Raw genomic sequence first — 13,344 nt, forward strand, 5'->3', positions numbered from 1 at the left:
GCCGCACGCGCCGCGGCTTTCTGGCGTCGGCCACCGGCGCCCCGGGGCCGGGGCACCTCATCTTTCAAGATCATCGCAGTGCAGAATGGCCTGTATGCCGATGACGAACACGCCGCAGGCGGCCAGGCTCGACGATGCTCCGGCGATCAGTCGCACCCTGGCCCGCGCCTTCGGCAACGACCCGATGATGGGGTGGTTCTTCCCCGGCGGGCCCTCGCGCGAGCCCGACCTGGCCCGCTACTTCACCACGATCTTCACCCGCCAGTACGGTCGCCACGGGGTGTGCGAGCGCACCGCCTCGGCGGCCGCGTTCTGGGTGCCGCCGGAAAGGCAGGAGAAGGCCGTGCCCGACGCGGAGACGATCGCGGAGCTGGAGGAGATCCTGGGCGACCGGGCCCCCGTGTTCCGGGACGCCGTGGAGGCCGCGGCCCAGCACGGGCCGCAGGAGCCGCACTGGTACCTGGCGGTCGTCGGCGCTGACCCGGCCGCCAGGGGCCAGGGGCACGGAGCGGCCCTGCTGCGTTCCGGGCTGGCCAGGGCCGACGCGGCGGGCCTGCCGGTCTACCTGGAGTCCTCCAAGCCGGACAACCTGCCCGTCTACGAGCACTTCGGCTTCACGGTGCTCGGGGAGGCCGCGCTGCCGGGTGGCGGCCCACTGGTGTGGGCGATGCGGCGCGCACCGCGCCCCGTCGACGCGTGAGGCGCCCTCGGGCTGACGCGTGACGTGACCCGGGGTCCCGGGCCCCCGGGACCGGCCTGGCCGTCCCGTACCGGCATGAGGCGGACGGCGTGCCCGACCGCCACTCGCTGCTCATGGCCGGCAGCCCCGACGCCCCCTGGCGCCGGGAACTCGTCCACCCCTTCCGCGCCGGGGCATGTGGACTCGGCGCCACGCTCGACAGCGCCGGTCTCCGCGGGATGCGGGAACCGGCGCTGCGTGCGTCAGCGGCTACGGGGTGACGCAGCCGATCGAGCCGACCGGGAAGTCGTTGCCGGTCGAGGTCGCGGTGAACCCGAAAGTGACGCTGCCCTCCGGGGCGATGGTGCGGTTGTAGTCGACGTTCCTGACCGTGAGCGTGCCATCGGCCCCCGTGGTCAGCCGTCCGCTCCACACGCTGCTGACCTGGGTGCCCGCGCCGGGCTTCCACTGCACGGCCCAGCCCTCACGCGCCGTCGTGCCGTGGTTCATGACCTCGACGGAACCCTGGAAACCGCCGCTCCAGGAATGGGTCACGTTGTAGACGGCCATGCACCCGGTGTGCGGGTCGGTGGGCGTCGGGGTCGGGGTCGGAGTGGTGGGGGTGGGAGTCGGAGTGGGTGTCGGTGTCGGGGAGCCGCCCGAGCCGCGGATGCCGGTCACCTCGCCGTTGCCGCCGTCGAAGACGATGTCGGAGCAGGAGAAGAAGTTCTCCTGGCTGTCCGAGCGCACCCACTGGATGAACATGACCGCGTCACCCGAGCGACCCGAGGGCAGGTCCAGGTCCCAGTAGTAGTGGCCGCCATCCGTGCCGGCCCCGCCCGTCTGCGGCGGGTCGGAGACGGTCTCGATCAGCTCCAGGTCGTCCCAGCCCAGCTCGGTGCTGGGCGAGTAGCCGGGCTTGGACAGGTACACCCGGAAGGAGCCCGGGTGCGCGGCCCAGTTGCTGTGCTTGACCTGGATCGTCTTCCCGGATGTCAGGTGCGTCCGGGGCCAGTCGGAGCGCGGGGCGTTGTAGCCGGTGAAGTTGTACGGTGACCGGTCACCGGCACTGCACAGCTTTCCGTCCGGGACGTACCCCTCCCCCCGTCCGCCCGCGTTGGAGTCGAGCACGGCGAACCAGTTGTACAGCGCGGTGGCGCCGCTCTCGTCGAGCGCGGCCTTGCACGCCGGGTTCGTCGGGTCCAGAGCGCCGGTGCCGGTCCTGGCGTCCAGCATGCAGAGGTAGGTGCGCGATCCCGGTGTCATCGTGACGCCGTGCGCCTCCGCGTCGCCCTGGCCCATCAGGGTCAGGCCGATTCCACCGAGCAGCGTCGCGAGCACCGCCGCCAGGGAGGTGAACAGCTTCTTGCGTCGGGCCATGAGGTCTCCTGTGCCTGTGTGGGGATGGTCTTCCGGTGGTGCTTCGCGGAGCTGCGAGCGATGCGGCGGACGTCACCGGGCCGGACTCCCAGGGGGAGGTGGTGGGGGAGGAGCCGGCTCGTGTGGGGATCAGTTCACGCGGCCGTGCCGCGGGCGGGCCCGCACGGGTGGGACGCGGTGCCGCGCGGGGCGCGTCGGGCCGGTCCCGGCAGGTGCGGTGAGCAGGCTGCGCGTGGTGCTGGGGGAGTGCGGTGGCGCTCGCATGCGGGGCCTCTCTGGGAGGGACGACCGGATGAGGCGATCACGGAATCGCCAAGCGCCCGGCCGTTCGATTTTGGGAGCGCTCCCACCCGCTGGTACCACGGACTGTAAGAGGATTGCCGTGCCCCTGACAACCCGTCGTGAGGGATGTGTCGCGTGATCGGGGGCGGACCCGGGTCGGCCGTCGCGTTCCGAAGGAGCCGCGTGGTGCTCCCGGCCCGGACGGTCGGCCCCCCCGGGGTCCGGCAAGGCGGCGAATCCTGTCCAACCGCTTGACGGCGCGTCGCGCGACCCCCGAGGTTGGGAGCGCTCCCACTTCTGCCCGTGCCCCGCCGGACGCAACGCCGACGTTCCCGTCACCGCGTGCCCCCCTCCCGTAAGGACTTCAGAGTGCCGCCACCTCAGCCACGCGCTCCCCGCCCCTCCCGTACGTTCCGCCGACCTGACCGGTCCCGACGCGTCAGCGCGTTAGTGGGCGTCGCGGCCGCCGCCGGGCTGCTGGCCGGCGCCCTCGTCGCACCCGCCAACGCCGCCCCGCCCCTCGACGAGGCCCCCGAGCTCATCGTCAACGGGGACTTCTCCGCGGGCACCGCCCCCTGGTGGTCGACGGCCAACAGCCCCGTCGCCGTCTCGGACGGACGCCTCTGTGCCGACGTTCCCGCGGGCACGGAGAACGCGTGGGACGCCATCGTCGGGCAGAACGGGCTCGCCCTCACCGCCGGCGAGGGCTACACCCTGAGCTACACGGCCACCTCCACCGTGCCGGTCACCATCCGCACCAACGTGCAGATGGCGGCCGAACCGTGGACCACGGAGCTCGCCACCGCGCAGCCGGTCGGGACGACCGCCGAACGCGTCACCGAGACCTTCACGGCCGCAGCCGACCACGACGCGGCGCAGCTCGCCTTCCAGATCGGGGGCAGCGCCGAGGCCCTCACCTTCTGCGTCGACGACGTATCGCTGCGCGGCGGGACCGCGCCGCCGCCGTACGAACCGGACACCGGCTCACCGGTCCGCATCAACCAGGTCGGGTACCTCACCCACGGCCCCAAGTCCGGCACTCTCGTCACCGACGGGACCGACCCGCTGCCCTGGACACTCGACTCGGCCGACGGGACACGCGTGGCCGGCGGCACCACCGTTCCGGCCGGCCTGGACACCGCCTCGCGGCAGTCCGTCCACACCTTCGACTTCAGCGCGGTGACGACCGAGGGGGAGGGGTACACCGTCACGGTCGCGGGGGAGAGGAGTGAGCCGTTCGCCATCGGCGACGACCTCTACGCGTCGCTGCGCAGCGACGCGCTCGCGTACTTCTACCACAACCGCAGCGGCATCGAGATCGACGCGGACATCGTCGGCGAGCAGTACGCGCGGCCGGCCGGCCACCTCGGCGTGAGCCCCAACCAGGGCGACAACGACGTACCCTGCCAGCCAGGCGTGTGCGACTACCGTCTCGACGCGGCGGGGGGCTGGTACGACGCCGGCGACCACGGCAAGTACGTGGTCAACGGCGGTATATCGGTCGCCCAGTTGATGTCCACGTATGAGCGGACCCTGTACGAGGAGACCGCCGACGCCGGGCCGCTCGGCGACGGCGAGCTCCGGCTGCCCGAGCACGGGAACGCCACTCCCGACATCCTCGACGAGGCGCGCTGGGAGCTGGAGTTCCTCATGCGGATGCAGGTGCCCGCGGGGGAGCCGCTCGCCGGCATGGCCCACCACAAGCTGCACGACAAGGCGTGGACCGGACTGCCGCTCCGGCCGGACCGTGACCCCCAGCCCCGGGAACTGCATCCGCCGACCACGGCGGCCACCCTCAACCTGGCGGCCACCGCCGCCCAGTGCGCCCGGCTCTTCCGGGTCTACGACGCGGACTTCGCCGCGCAGTGCCTCTCGGCCGCGCGGTCCGCGTGGACAGCGGCCAAGGCCCACCCGGACATCCTCGCCGATCCGCAGGACGCCACGGGCGGCGGCGCCTACAGCGACGACGACGTGCGGGACGAGTTCTACTGGGCAGCGGCGGAACTGTTCCTCACCACCGGCGAGGACGGCTACCGCCAGGAGGTCCTGCGCTCCCCGCTGCACGGTGACACCGACGCGGTCTTCCCGCGCGGCGGCATGTCCTGGGGCTCGGTCGCCGGACTCGGCGCCCTGAACCTCGCGAGTGTGCCGGGCACGCTGTCCGACGATCAGCTCGCGACGGTGCGCGGCATGGTGACGGAGGCCGCCGACGGATACGCGGCCGACTCGGCCCGCACCGCGTACGGCCTTCCGTACGCCCCCGACGACGGGCACTACGTATGGGGCTCGAACAGCCAGGTCGCCAACAACATGGTCGTCCTGGGCTCCGCGCACGACCTGACCGGCAGGAGCGCCTACCGCGACGCCGTACTGCGCGGGCTCGACTACCTGCTGGGCCGCAACGCGCTGAACCAGTCCTACGTCACCGGGTACGGCGAGCGGGACTCGCGCAACCAGCACCACCGGTTCTGGGCCAACCAGCTCGACCCGGCCCTGCCCAACCCCGCGCCGGGCTCCCTGGCCGGCGGCCCGAACGCCTCCATCGAGGACCCGGTCGCGCAGGCCAAGCTGAAGGGCTGCGCACCGGCGATGTGCTACATCGACGACATCGAGTCCTGGGCCACGAACGAGATCACCGTCAACTGGAACGCCCCGCTCGCCTGGGTCGCGTCCTACGTGGACGACCTGGGCGGCGGTGAGCCCGCGCAGACCCGGTGCGAGGTGACCTACACCTCGCAGCGCTGGAGCAACGGCTTCACCACCCAGGTCGCGGTCAAGAACACCGGCGACCGCCCCGTCCAGCCCTGGCGGCTCGACTGGACGTTCGCCGACCAGCAGCAGGTGACCGACGCCTGGGGCGCCGACATCGGGCAGACCGGGCCCCGGGTCACCGCCGAGGGTGTGAGCTGGAACGCCGCCATCGCGCCCGGCGCCACCGTGCGGTTCGGCTTCAACGGCCGGCCCACCGGCCTCGTGCACGACCCCCAGGTCTTCAGGCTGAACGGCCAGGCCTGCGGGACGACATCGCGACGATGAGCGGCCGGCCCGTCCTGCCGCGTAAGAGGAGAATCGCTGTGAAACGTTTTCTGGCCCTCCTGGCCACCTGCGCCATGGTCCTGGGCCTCACCGCCCTGCTCAGCCCCCCGGCGGCGGCCGCCACCGGATGCAAGGTCGACTACACGGTCACCAGCCAGTGGGAGGGGGGTTTCCAGGCCGGAGTGAAGGTCACCAACCTGGGCGAACCCGTCACCGGATGGACCCTGACGTTCACGATGCCCGACGCGGGGCAGCGACTCGTCCAGGGCTGGAACGCCACCTGGTCGCAGTCCGGCTCCGCGGTCTCCGCAGTGGGCGTCGACTGGAACCGCACCCTGCCCACCGGCGCGTCAGCCGATCTGGGGATGGTGGGCTCCTTCACGGGCGCCAACCCGAAACCCACGGCGTTCACGCTCAACGGCGTCGCCTGTACGGGTTCCGTGGAGGAGCCCCCGCCCGTCGACCCGCCCCTCCCGGGCACCGGCACCCCCGTGGACGTCAACGGCAAGCTCCACGTCTGCGGCGTGCACCTGTGCAACCAGTACGACCGCCCCGTACAGCTGCGGGGCATGAGCACCCACGGCATCCAGTGGTTCAGCAAGTGCTACAACACCGCGTCCGTGGACGCGCTGGCGAAGGACTGGAAGTCGGACCTGCTGCGCGTGGCCATGTACGTCCAGGAGGGCGGCTACGAGACCGACCCGGCGGGCTTCACCAGCCGGGTGAACGGCCTCGTCGACATGGCCGAGGCGCGTGGCATGTACGCCATGATCGATTTCCACACCCTGACGCCGGGCGACCCGAACCACAACCTCGACCGGGCCAAGACGTTCTTCGCGTCCGTCGCGGCCCGCAACGCCGACAAGAAGCACGTGATCTACGAGATCGCCAACGAGCCCAACGGAGTGAGCTGGACGGCCATCAAGAACTACGCCGAGCAGGTCATCCCGGTGATCCGGGCCGCTGACCCGGACGCCGTCATCATCGTCGGCACCCGCGGCTGGTCCTCCCTGGGCGTCTCGGACGGCTCCAACGAGAGCGAGGTCGTCGACAACCCCGTCAGGGCGGACAACATCATGTACGCCTTCCACTTCTACGCCGCGAGTCACAAGGACTCCTACCGCGCCGCGCTGAGCCGAGCGGCGTCCCGACTGCCGCTCTTCGTCACCGAGTTCGGCACAGTGAGCGCCACCGGCGGGGGAGCGATGGACCGGGCGAGCACCACGGCCTGGCTGGACCTGCTCGACCGGTTGAAGATCGGCTACGCGAACTGGACCTACTCCGACGCCGACGAGAGCAGCGCGGCGTTCAGGCCGGGCACCTGCAACGGCGGCGACTACAGCAGCAGCAGTGTGCTGACCGAATCGGGGGCGCTGCTCAAGAACCGCATCAGCACCCCCGACTCCTTCCCCACTTCCTGACCGACCGACCAGGGGCGGGGCTCCGGCCGACCGGAGCCCCGCCCCGCGGCCTCAGCAGCGATGCCGGGGCCCTCACTCCCCGTCGAGGGGGTCCCCCGCCCCCTCCCACGTCCGGGGCGCCCACACCCCCGACCGCCGCAACGACGCCGGGCAGTGGCGGAAGATCTCGTCGATCTCGACGACCAGGGCGAGCTCCGGGCGCCGGCCCTTCTCCGTCATCGCGTCGAAGAACGGGGCGTTTGTGAGGATGCGGGCGCGGCCGTTGACGCGCAGGACGTCCATCGCGCCGGGTATCAGGTAGAGCAGGCCCACCCGCGGGTTCGCAAGGATGTTGTGGAAGCTGTCCGCACGGCGGTTCCCCGGGCGGTCGGGCAGGGCGATGGTCCCCGGGTCCAGGACATGGGTGAAGCCGGGGGCGCCGCCGCGCGGGGTGGCGTCGCAGTTGCCGAGCGCGTCGGACGTGGCCAGCGTGCACAGGGGGGAGCGGGCCAGCAGATCCAGGTCGTCGTCGGTGAGCCGGTCGTGGACCTTGTCGATGACGATCGGATGCGGGGCGCCCAGGAGCTCGCGCAGTTCGTCCGCGGAGCCCAGGGGCACGGCTCCGGTCAGGGGGCCGGTGGCGGGGGAGACGGCGTCGGCGGCGTACGGCAAGGGAGGGCTCCGAAACTGGTGAGGGCGCGGCAGCGCACGTCGAGCTGGCGCTGTTAGGGTGACCTTACTTCGGGCTCCCCGGCGTTCCCCGCCCGGGGCGGAGCGAGTGCGGCGGTGAGGAACGGCAGCGCACCGGCGCATACGGGTCGCGACCCTGTCCGTCCCGTACGCGCTGGAGAAGCCTCGCGGAGGGCCGGGAAGCAGCCCCGGACGAACGCGGCGCGCCCCGTCCCCGGGGAGGACCGGGTACGGGGCGCCGCTGTGCCGGATGGTCGCGCCCGGCGCGAGGCTGTCAGGCCTGCGGGGCGGCCTTGATCGCGGAGATGTCGAAGGTCAGCTTCACCTTGTCGCTGACCATCACACCGCCGGTCTCCAGCGCCGCGTTCCAGGTGAGGCCCCAGTCGGAGCGCAGGATGTCCGCCCGGCCCTCGAAGCCGACGCGCTCGTTGCCGTAGACGTCGGTGGCGGAGCCGTTGAACTCCAGGTCGATGGAGAGCGGGCGCGTGACGTCCTTGATGGTCAGGTCGCCGGTGATGCGGTACGCGTCGCCGCCCAGCTGCTCGGCCTGCGTCGAGCGGAACGTCATGAGGGGGAACGTCTCGGCGTCGAAGAAGTCGCCGCTGACCAGGTGGCCGTCGCGGTCCGCGATGCCGGTGTCGACGCTGGCGATCCTGACGTCGATGGAGGCCGAGGAGTTGGCCGGGTCAAAGCCGTCCAGGACCAGCGTGCCCTCGTGGTCGGCGAAGGAGCCGCGCACGTTGGTGACCATGGCGTGGCGCACGGTGAAACCGATGCTGCTGTGCGCCGGGTCGAGGGTGTACGTGCCGGTCAGGGCGGCCAGTGCCGGGTCCACCGCGGGGGCGTCGGTGACGGTGGCGGCGGCGGTCGACTTGCGGGTGAACAGAGCCATGGCTCCTCCTCGGGGATGCGCTGCGGGGGACGGTGTCGAACGGCTGCCGAATGGTTTGTTTAACCTTCAACGAGAACCACTGTAGCGCTGTCTAGTTCAATGTTCAACATCTGGCGGTGAGGTCGGTCCGGCTGCGCCCGGCGCGTACGGGCCGCCCCCTGCCGGAGCGGCCCGTACGCGCGGGTCTCAGGGGATCGGGTCCGCGTCCGGCCCCTCCTGCTCCAGCAGCTCCCGGGCGAACTCCTCCCACCGCGCGTACCGGTCGGGGTGCGCGGACCGCTGCACCGCCTGGCACGCCCTGCCCGGGTCCATCGACTCCCAGCCGTCAATCTGGAGCAGCCCCGCGTTGCTGCTGGGGGAGGGGAGCCCGTAGAAGGACCGGGACGCGGTCGGGACGTGGGTGATCTCCTCCGGCGTTCCCCAGCCCATGCTGGGCCGCTGCTGGAAGACGCCGAGCGAGTCGTTGTCGACGGGGGTGGTGTGGTTGACGAACGTCGACTCCTGCATGGCCGTCATCAGGGCGATCACCTGGCCCTGCTCGGGAAGGCCGGCCCCCTTCCCGACGCCGATGACCGTACGGGCGTGGGCGAGCTGCTCCGGGCCGAGGTCGGACGGCGAGGTGAAGGCCGCCCGCAGCACGCTGTCCGGCGCGGCCCGCAGGAGGTGGGCGGTGGCGCTGTCCACGCGGCCGGTCGGGGCCAGCCCGTAGCGCCGCTGGAACGCGCGCAGGCCGTGGGCGGCGGGGGCGTCGGGCGCCCCGTGCGCGGCGGCGTCATCCGGCGCGGACGGCCGAGGCGGCGCGGGCGACGGGCCGGGAGACGCCGGCGGGGGCGTCTCCGGCCGGGTCTGGGCCAGGGCCGGAGCCGCGACGGTCAGCAGGAGCCCGGCGGTGACCGCCGCCAGTGCGCGGCGGGGGAGTCGTTTCTTTCGCATACGGAACCGTCGCGGCACGCCGAAGCCAAGTCAAGAACGCCGCGTATCAGGCTTTTTGGTGGCGCATCGCCCGGCGCCTGACGCGTAGCACCGATCGGGTGACGGGTGGTGGCGTAGCGCGGGCGGTGGCGGTCGACCGGCGTGCCGCCCCTGTCCGCCGACAGGGGCGACACGTGGTCGCGCGACGCGGGAGGTGTCAGGAGCCCACACTCACCGTGAAGCGGCGCGGGTTCCCGTCGTGCGCGGCGCCAGAGACGTCCGGCTGGCCGTCCGGGCGGACGTCGTCGTACGGGAAGGAGTAGCCGATCGGGTTGTGGGCGTGGACCACGCGGGACCAGTGGTTGGTGACCGGCGTCCGGTAGTAGTCCGCCGCCGTGGTGCCGTTCGGCTGGCTCGGGTGGCTCAGCATGATCGAGCGGTTGAAGCCCGCCGCCAGCCGGGCCAGGATCGCCTTCTTGTCGTCCGGGTCGCCCGGGTTGTTGGTGAAGGGTCCGTGGTTGCAGGTGAAGATGTCCCTGGACTCGGGCTTGGTGAAGCGGTGGCCGCCCTCGAACGTGAGGACGTTCCCGCTGACCCGCCCGGCCAGAGCGCCTCGACCCCCCTGGAGGTCGATGCGGAGGTCGGTGGAGCGGTACTTCTCCCAGACCTCGTCGATCTGCGCGGTGAACAGATCCCGGAACGGCATCTGCTCGGGCCGGTCGAAGTACGGCGCCATGATGTTCTGCGGCGAGACCACCCGCAGGACGCCCCCGTCGTCGCCCCGGGTGATCAGCCGGTCCCAGGGCTGCCCGTCGACGGCGGCCTGGGCGGTGAGGTCGTCGGCGATCCGCTGCACCGCGCCCTGCGGGAGCGGCGCGACCTCGTGCCTGCCGTCGCCCTCCAGGGTCAGGCCGATGGGGAGTGCGGTGACCAGGTCGACGTAGCTGATGTTGGCGAACAGCTGCTGCGGGTTGAACGTGAACTCGCAGAACGACCAGGTGCGCCGGTAGTTCGGGTCCGTGGGGGTGGCGAAGGCCGGCTCCACCAGCGCGGGCCCCGGGTTGAGGGAGAAGTCCAGCTTGTCGCCGCGGACGAAGTAGACCCGTGCGCCGTACATCTGCGGCAGGGTCAGCACCACCGGCCCCGCGCCCGCGCCCCTGAGCGGGATCGCGCAGTCGACGGCCAGCGGGGTCTGCGGCGCGCCGGGGGACGCGGGGCGGTAGACGCCGCCGTCCGGGCGCAGCAGCACCAGACGGTTGGTGCCCTGTTCGCGGCCGGTGACATAGGCGTACACGGCGCCCGGCAAGGAGGTGTTCACCAGGGCCAGTTCGCAGGTCGCGGGGGCCGCCGACGCGTGTGGGCTCAGGGCGCTTCCCCAGACGGGGTACGTCAGCGCCGTGGCCGAGGCGGCGGCGCCGGTCAGGAACATTCTGCGGGAAATCACGAGGCGACTCCTCGAAAAGACGTGTGGGGGCCGCAGGCGGGCGGTGGTGGGGGGTGGCGCGGGGCGGTGCTGGGCCGTGGGGCGCCTGCGGTGCACACCACTCTCGCGACGCCCTGAGCGAGCGTCAAGGCATGTGACTGAGAGCGCTCTCATCGTCGTGGAGTCTTCACAACCCGACGCCCGGAAACGGCCGCGCCGGGGCCCGGGCGGGCGCGAAGCGTGACCGTACGGGCTCGAGCCGGTCACGGGACGAGCCGTTCGCGCCGCGCCCCGGTCAAGAGGTGAACGGCGCTCGGGCACGACCTGCCCGCCCTCGCCCGGACCGACGCACCGGGTCGTCGCACGGAGCCGGCCGCCGGCGCCGCAGTCCGTCGGCGGCGTCCCCGCACGGCAGCTGCCCGGAGGCCATGTCACCTGGATTCCCTCACGCCGAGCCGCCTCGGCCGCCGTCCTGACGCTCGCGCCGGGCCGCCCTCCCCGGCCCGGCCGCCCCTTCGGGGCCGTGCGGCGACGGGACCGCGCGATAATGGGCGGGCCGACGGCCCCTGGTGACACGCACCCCATCGCTTACCCCCTTTGTGGGATCTCCATAACGCGCGACGGCGTTTCGCTGGTGGATCGCCTGCCTGATGCAGCGGTTCTGTCCACTCCCACCACGAAACCGGGCAGGAGACTGTACGGAGTCGACGGCACGATTTCTGGGTCCGGGTTCGTAGGGTCGCTGTATGACCGTTGTGGACGAAACCCAGGGTGAGCCGAGCGACGCCCGAGGCCGGGTGGCCGAACTGCTGGCCCTGCGTGAGCAGGCGCGGCGCGGACCGAGCGAGCGGGCGACCGAGGCACAGCACGCCAAGGGCAAGCTGACCGCGCGGGAGCGCATCGAGCTGCTGCTGGACGAGGGATCGTTCAAGGAGGTCGAGCAGCTGCGCCGGCACCGGGCGACCGGTTTCGGCCTGGAGGCCAAGAAGCCGTACACCGACGGTGTCATCACCGGCTGGGGCACCGTAGAGGGCCGCACGGTCTTCGTCTACGCCCACGATTTCCGGATCTTCGGCGGGGCGCTGGGCGAGGCGCACGCCACGAAGATCCACAAGATCATGGACATGGCCATCTCGGCCGGCGCCCCGCTGGTGTCCCTGAACGACGGAGCCGGCGCCCGTATCCAGGAGGGCGTCTCGGCGCTCGCCGGCTACGGCGGCATCTTCCAGCGCAACACCCGCGCCTCGGGTGTCATCCCGCAGATCAGCGTCATGCTCGGCCCGTGCGCGGGCGGCGCGGCCTACAGCCCGGCGCTCACCGACTTCGTGTTCATGGTCCGCGAGACCTCGCAGATGTTCATCACCGGCCCCGACGTCGTCAAGGCGGTCACCGGCGAGGAGATCACCCAGAACGGCCTCGGCGGCGCGGACGTGCACGCGGAGACCTCGGGCGTCGCGCACTTCGCGTACGACGACGAGGAGACCTGCATCGCGGAGGTCCGCTACCTGATCGGGATGCTGCCCTCCAACAACCGGGAGAACCCCCCGACGGTCGAGAGCGACGACCCGGCGGACCGGCGCGGCGACGCCCTGCTGGACCTGGTCCCGGCCGACGGCAACCGCCCGTACGACATGCACCAGGTCATCGAGGAGCTCGTCGACGACGGCGACTACCTGGAGATCCACGAGCGCTGGGCCCGCAACATCATCTGCGCCCTGGCCCGCCTCGACGGCCAGGTCGTCGGCATCGTCGCGAACCAGCCGCAGTCGCTGGCCGGTGTCCTGGACATCGAGGCCTCCGAGAAGGCCGCCCGCTTCGTTCAGATGTGCGATGCCTTCAACATCCCCATCGTCACCCTTTTGGACGTACCCGGCTTCCTCCCCGGCGTCGACCAGGAGCACGGTGGAATCATCCGCCACGGCGCGAAGCTGCTGTACGCCTACTGCAACGCCACCGTGCCGCGGATCTCCCTCATCCTGCGCAAGGCTTACGGAGGCGCGTACATCGTCATGGACAGCCAGTCCATCGGAGCCGATCTCACCTACGCCTGGCCCACCAACGAGATCGCCGTGATGGGCGCGGAGGGCGCCGCCAACGTCATCTTCCGCCGGCAGATCGCCGACGCGGAGGACTCGGAGGCCATGCGCGCCCGCATGGTGAAGGAGTACAAGGCCGAGCTGATGCACCCCTACTACGCGGCCGAGCGCGGCCTGGTCGACGACGTCATCGACCCCGCCGAGACCCGCGAGGTGCTCATCGCCTCGCTCGCCATGCTCCGCAACAAGCACGCCGACCTGCCGTCGCGCAAGCACGGCAACCCCCCGCAGTAGTCGTCCGCCGCCGCGGCGCGACCCGCCGCCCGGTCCACGACGTCCTGCCGAGAAGACGGAGACACCCCATGAGCCCGACTCCCGCCGAGTCAGTCCTGCGCGTCGAGAAGGGGCACGCCGACCCCGAGGAGCTGGCCGCCATCACCGCGGTGCTGCTGGCCCGCGCCGCCCGGCCCGCGGCCCCGGCCCACCGCGGCCGTGACACCGCCGGCTGGCGCCGCCTGGAGCGCACGCCCGGTTTCCGCGCGCCGCACAGCTGGCAGGGCTGAACCCCGGACGACACATGCCGAGGGCCCCGCACTCCGAAAGGAGTGCGGGGC

10 protein-coding genes are annotated in these 13,344 nt (G+C 71.9%); 5 read left to right on the forward strand and 5 right to left on the reverse strand.

What is annotated here, in order from left to right; translation table 11 throughout:
* Nucleotides 1-85: 85 nt before the first annotated feature.
* Complete coding sequence (locus V9U70_RS29175; RefSeq protein WP_419724046.1) at nt 86-700, forward strand: GNAT family N-acetyltransferase; 615 nt, start codon at nt 86-88, stop codon at nt 698-700.
* A gap of 249 nt (nt 701-949) precedes the next feature.
* On the opposite strand, the gene V9U70_RS29180 is transcribed toward V9U70_RS29175, so the two are convergent.
* A complete protein-coding gene (locus V9U70_RS29180) occupies nt 950-2,059 on the reverse strand; it encodes a lytic polysaccharide monooxygenase auxiliary activity family 9 protein (protein WP_336680095.1) in 1,110 nt (369 codons plus the stop codon).
* Between the two features lie 732 nt (nt 2,060-2,791).
* Between V9U70_RS29180 and V9U70_RS29185 the strand changes: the two genes are divergently transcribed.
* Nucleotides 2,792-5,377 carry a glycoside hydrolase family 9 protein gene (locus V9U70_RS29185; RefSeq protein ID WP_336680097.1) on the forward strand — a complete coding sequence of 862 codons (2,586 nt, stop codon included), beginning with the start codon at nt 2,792-2,794 and terminating at the stop codon, nt 5,375-5,377.
* Nucleotides 5,378-5,415: 38 nt separating this feature from the next.
* Nucleotides 5,416-6,798 (forward strand): cellulase family glycosylhydrolase, encoded by a 1,383-nt coding sequence (locus V9U70_RS29190; RefSeq protein ID WP_336680099.1) that lies wholly within the window; start codon nt 5,416-5,418, stop codon nt 6,796-6,798.
* Between the two features lie 72 nt (nt 6,799-6,870).
* Here V9U70_RS29190 and V9U70_RS29195 read toward each other — a convergent pair whose 3' ends face one another.
* The 4 genes from V9U70_RS29195 to V9U70_RS29210 all read right to left on the reverse strand — a co-directional run bounded on the left by V9U70_RS29195 (nt 6,871) and on the right by V9U70_RS29210 (nt 10,700).
* Entirely contained in the window at nt 6,871-7,449 is a 579-nt protein-coding gene (locus V9U70_RS29195; RefSeq protein ID WP_336680101.1) for an MSMEG_1061 family FMN-dependent PPOX-type flavoprotein, read from the reverse strand.
* A gap of 292 nt (nt 7,450-7,741) precedes the next feature.
* Nucleotides 7,742-8,359: a YceI family protein gene (locus tag V9U70_RS29200; RefSeq protein WP_336680103.1), complete on the reverse strand. Its 618-nt coding sequence runs from the start codon at nt 8,357-8,359 to the stop codon at nt 7,742-7,744.
* A gap of 186 nt (nt 8,360-8,545) precedes the next feature.
* The gene (locus V9U70_RS29205; RefSeq protein WP_336680105.1) at nt 8,546-9,292 is read right to left on the reverse strand and encodes a peptidoglycan-binding domain-containing protein; all 747 of its coding nucleotides are present in this window, start codon (nt 9,290-9,292) and stop codon (nt 8,546-8,548) included.
* A gap of 196 nt (nt 9,293-9,488) precedes the next feature.
* A complete protein-coding gene (locus tag V9U70_RS29210) occupies nt 9,489-10,700 on the reverse strand; it encodes a glycoside hydrolase family 64 protein (RefSeq protein WP_336680151.1) in 1,212 nt (403 codons plus the stop codon).
* A gap of 740 nt (nt 10,701-11,440) precedes the next feature.
* Between V9U70_RS29210 and V9U70_RS29215 the strand changes: the two genes are divergently transcribed.
* Complete coding sequence (locus V9U70_RS29215) at nt 11,441-13,024, forward strand: acyl-CoA carboxylase subunit beta (protein WP_336680107.1); 1,584 nt, start codon at nt 11,441-11,443, stop codon at nt 13,022-13,024.
* A gap of 68 nt (nt 13,025-13,092) precedes the next feature.
* A complete protein-coding gene (locus tag V9U70_RS29220; protein ID WP_336680109.1) occupies nt 13,093-13,293 on the forward strand; it encodes an acyl-CoA carboxylase subunit epsilon in 201 nt (66 codons plus the stop codon).
* Nucleotides 13,294-13,344 lie beyond the last annotated feature (51 nt).

The sequence above is a fragment of the Streptomyces pratensis genome, assembly GCF_037137275.1.
GTDB lineage: Bacteria > Actinomycetota > Actinomycetes > Streptomycetales > Streptomycetaceae > Streptomyces > Streptomyces pratensis_B.